This is a genomic window from Rathayibacter sp. AY2B5 (assembly GCF_002931645.1).
Lineage (GTDB): Bacteria > Actinomycetota > Actinomycetes > Actinomycetales > Microbacteriaceae > Rathayibacter.
Window position 1 is genome coordinate 1 of record NZ_PSUE01000054.1, and the last position, 3647, is coordinate 3647.

Consider the following 3647-nt stretch of genomic DNA (forward strand, 5'->3'; position numbering starts at 1 on the left):
CGCCCTCCGCGCCCCGTGCCGCGTCCGCCCCGCGCACCCCCCGCCCGAAGCGGCCGCCCGCCCCGCCCTCGTCCGCGTGGATCGCCGGCGTCCGCGGCTCCGGCTTCACGCTGCTGGTGATGGGGATCATGATCCTCGCGGTGGTCGTGCTCGCCCCGAGCATCAAGAACTTCGTCGAGCAGCGCGCCGAGATCGCCGAGCTGCAGCGCTCGGTCGACGCGGCCAAGACCCAGGCGCAGAACCTCGACGAGCAGCGCACCCGCTGGTCCGACCCGGCGTTCATCCGCGCGCAGGCCCGCGAGCGGCTGTACTTCGTGATGCCCGGCGAGGTGAGCTACCTCGTGCTCGACGACGTGACGCTCGCCCAGCAGGCGCAGCAGCCCGCGAGCGACACGGTGCAGGAGACCCCGAGCGACTGGGCCGGCTCCCTGCTGTCCTCGATCGCGTTCTCGGGCCTCGGCGAGCCGACCGCCGACGAGCTGACACCGACTCCGTAGCTCCCGCCCGACCCCGTCGGTCCCGCCCGACCCCGCGTACACTGGAGCGTCCTCCCGGCCGTCCGTCCTCTGGAGCCCCCGTGACCACGCCCCCCTTCGATCCGCCGTCCGAGCGCGACATCGCGGTCGTCTCCGCCCAGCTGGGCCGTCCCGCCCGGGACGTCGTCGGGATCAGCGCACGCTGCGTCTGCGGCGACCCGACGGTGGTCTCCACGAGCCCCCGCCTGTCCGACGGCACGCCGTTCCCCACCTTCTACTACCTGACCCACCCCGCCGCGACGGCCGCGATCTCGCAGCTCGAGGCCACCCAGGTCATGGTCGAGTACAACGCGATGCTCGCCGAGGACGAGGAGCTGCGCGAGGCGTACGCCGCTGCGCACCGGGCGTTCCTGGCCGACCGCGAGAGCGTCGGCTCCGTCCCCGAGATCGCGGGCATCTCCTCCGGGGGCATGCCCTCGCGGGTGAAGTGCCTCCACGCCCTCGCCGCGCACGCCCTCGCGGCGGGCCCCGGCGTCAATCCGATCGGCGATCTGGCCCTGGCCCGCGCCGACTGGTCTCCCGAGCGCTGCGCCTGCAGGCCGCTCGACGCGTAGCCGCTCCTACCGGAGCCACGGAGGCGCCACCACCGGCGCGCTCTTCGCTAAGCTGATTCCCAGTCGGGGTCAGTGCTGCCCACCGCATCGAGAGCGGGCACTTCGCATTGCGTGAGGGTGTTCGCATTGTCCATCCCTCTTGGAGAGTCAACCGTGCCCAGAATCCTGATCGTCGGAGGCGGCTACGCCGGCTTCTACACCGCGTGGAAGCTCGAGAAGCAGCTCCGCCCGCACGAGGCAGAGGTCACGATCGTCGACCCGCTGCCCTACATGGCGTACCTGCCCTTCCTCCCCGAGGTCGCCGCGGGGTCGATCGAGCCGCGCCACGCGATCGTCTCGCTCCGCCGCCACCTCAAGAAGACCGCGATCCTCGCCGCCAAGGTGACGAAGATCGACCACGCGAGCCGCACCGCGACGATCACCCCGACCGTGGGCGAGCCCTACGAGTTCGAGTACGACCAGATCGTCGTCACCGCCGGCTCCGTCTCGCGCACCTTCCCGATCCCGGGCGTCGCCGACAACGCGATCGGCCTGAAGACGATCGAGGAGGCGACCGCGATCCGCGACCGCATGCTCACGAACTTCGACAAGGCCGCGTCGCTGCCCGTCGGCCCCGAGCGCGCGCGCCTGCTGACCGTCACGGTCGTCGGCGGCGGGTTCGCGGGCATCGAGGTCTTCGCCGAGCTGCGCTCCTTCGCGAGCGCGCTGCTCAAGCGCTACCCCGAGATCGACTTCGAGGAGACGCAGTTCCACCTCATCGAGGCGATGGGCCGGATCATGCCCGAGGTCGCCCTCGAGACGAGCCACTGGGTGCTGAAGAACCTCGACCAGCGCGGCGCCACCGTGCACCTCGACACGCAGCTCAAGTCGGCCGAGAACGGCGTCATCCAGCTGTCGACGGGCGAGAGCTTCGAGTCGGACCTCATCATCTGGACCGCGGGCGTCATGGCGAACCCGTCGATCAAGAACTCCGACCTGCCCATCGAGGAGCGCGGCCGCCTGCGCGTGCGCGCCGACCTCCGCGTCGGCCACGACGACGTGCTCGTCGAGGGCGCCTGGGGGGCCGGCGACGCGACGGCCGTCCCCGACCTCACCGGCGGGGGCGTCGGCGGCTTCTGCGTGCCGAACGCCCAGCACGCCGTCCGCCAGGGCAAGCTCATGGCCAAGAACATCACCGCGGTGCTCCGCGGCGAGGAGCCGGTCGACTACGTGCACAAGAACCTCGGCGCGGTCGCGGGCCTGGGCATCGGCATCGGCGTGTTCCAGTCCGGCAAGATCGCCGTGAAGGGCTTCCCCGCCTGGGTGATGCACCGCGGCTACCACGGTCTCGCCATGCCCTCGTGGGAGCGCAAGTTCCGCGTGGTCTGGGGCTGGTGGAACAACCTCTGGCTCGGCCGCGACATCGCCTCGATCGAGGCCCGCGAGTACCCCCGCGGGTCCTTCGAGACCTACGCGTCGCGTCCGCGTCCGGCGGCCCCGGCCGCCGAGGCTCCGGCCGCGCAGGCCCCGGCGCAGATTCCCGGCCAGGCCGGTGCTCCGGTCCCGGTCGGCGGCGAGCCCGCCAAGTCCTGAAACCGCCGCCGGGAGGATCGCTCCTCCCGGTGGTCGCCCCCATAGCCCAATCGGCAGAGGCAGACGACTTAAAATCGTCTCAGTCTGGGTTCGAGTCCCAGTGGGGGCACTCCGTCCGACGCGCCGCTCTCTAAGCGGCGCGGGCGTGCGCGCTGCGTCGAGCGGGCTCGAGCAGCCCGGCCTCGAGGGCCTGGGTGATCTCGCCCGGGGTGCAGTCGGCGCAGAGCACGACGAGCTCCTCCTCGGTGTCGCGGCCGCCGGAGCGGTCGAGGACGACGGCGTCGGTTCCGCAGAGTGCGCATTCGATCATGCGGGTACCGTACGTCCGACCTCCGACATGCGCGCGGCAGCGCCCCGGCGCGTCCCGCCCGGATCCGACAGGGCGCCGGGTGCGCCCCCGGACCGGTCGTCCGTGCGGCCGGAGGAGCCCGGTGTTCGGGAATCGGACGAGGATCCCGCGCGCCCGCGCCGCCTCGCCTAGAGTCGTCACCGGGCGGTTCCGAGCCCGGGCGCCCGCGTCCGGATGCGAGCCGCCCGGTCCACGGCGGGCGCCGGAACGGTCCCGCTTCTCGTGCCCGCGGGCACCGTCATGCACCGCCCGGCGACGGGCGGCCGGGAGGCCCCCATGGGGAAGCTGCTCTACGGAGCCTCGGGAGTCGAGATCGAGTTCGACGACCGCACGCTCACGCACGTCCAGATCGTCATCGCCAACAAGCTGCGCCGCCGCGAGAGCTTCTTCTTCTCCTGGCGGGACGACCCCGCGGTCGGCGACGGCCGCTCGAGCATCTGGCTCGACCCCTCCGTGCCCCTCTACTTCAAGTACTTCGGCGGACGGGTCCCCTCGATCAACCGCACCTGGATCGACCTGCTGACCGTCTCGGCGAACTCGTCCGGCGGGCTGCAGCTCGTGCAGGAGCCGGACGCCGCCCCCACCCCGCCGCCGAAGTACTTGAAGTAGAGGGGCACGGAGGGGTCGAGCCAGATG

Annotated in this window: 5 protein-coding genes and 1 tRNA gene; 5 read left to right on the forward strand and 1 reads right to left on the reverse strand. The window is 72.1% G+C overall.

Translation table 11 applies throughout. From position 1 onward, the window contains the following. The 4 genes from C5C30_RS17200 to C5C30_RS17215 all read left to right on the forward strand — a co-directional run. Nucleotides 1-497, forward strand: a 497-nt coding sequence (locus C5C30_RS17200; protein ID WP_308471031.1) for a septum formation initiator family protein, incomplete at its 5' end; no start/stop codon positions are given. A gap of 80 nt (nucleotides 498-577) precedes the next feature. Beyond that, entirely contained in the window at nucleotides 578-1090 is a 513-nt protein-coding gene (locus C5C30_RS17205; RefSeq protein WP_104227430.1) for a DUF501 domain-containing protein, read from the forward strand. A 153-nt stretch (nucleotides 1091-1243) separates the two neighbouring features. Next, nucleotides 1244-2662 carry an NAD(P)/FAD-dependent oxidoreductase gene (locus C5C30_RS17210; RefSeq protein WP_104334189.1) on the forward strand — a complete coding sequence of 473 codons (1419 nt, stop codon included), beginning with the start codon at nucleotides 1244-1246 and terminating at the stop codon, nucleotides 2660-2662. Nucleotides 2663-2697: 35 nt separating this feature from the next. Next, nucleotides 2698-2771 (forward strand) — tRNA-Leu (locus C5C30_RS17215). 21 nt (nucleotides 2772-2792) lie between these two features. Here C5C30_RS17215 and C5C30_RS17220 read toward each other — a convergent pair. After that, entirely contained in the window at nucleotides 2793-2972 is a 180-nt protein-coding gene (locus C5C30_RS17220; RefSeq protein ID WP_104225020.1) for a hypothetical protein, read from the reverse strand. A gap of 315 nt (nucleotides 2973-3287) precedes the next feature. Between C5C30_RS17220 and C5C30_RS17225 the strand changes: the two genes are divergently transcribed. After that, a complete protein-coding gene (locus C5C30_RS17225; protein WP_104248109.1) occupies nucleotides 3288-3620 on the forward strand; it encodes an ATP-dependent DNA ligase in 333 nt (110 codons plus the stop codon). Nucleotides 3621-3647 lie beyond the last annotated feature (27 nt).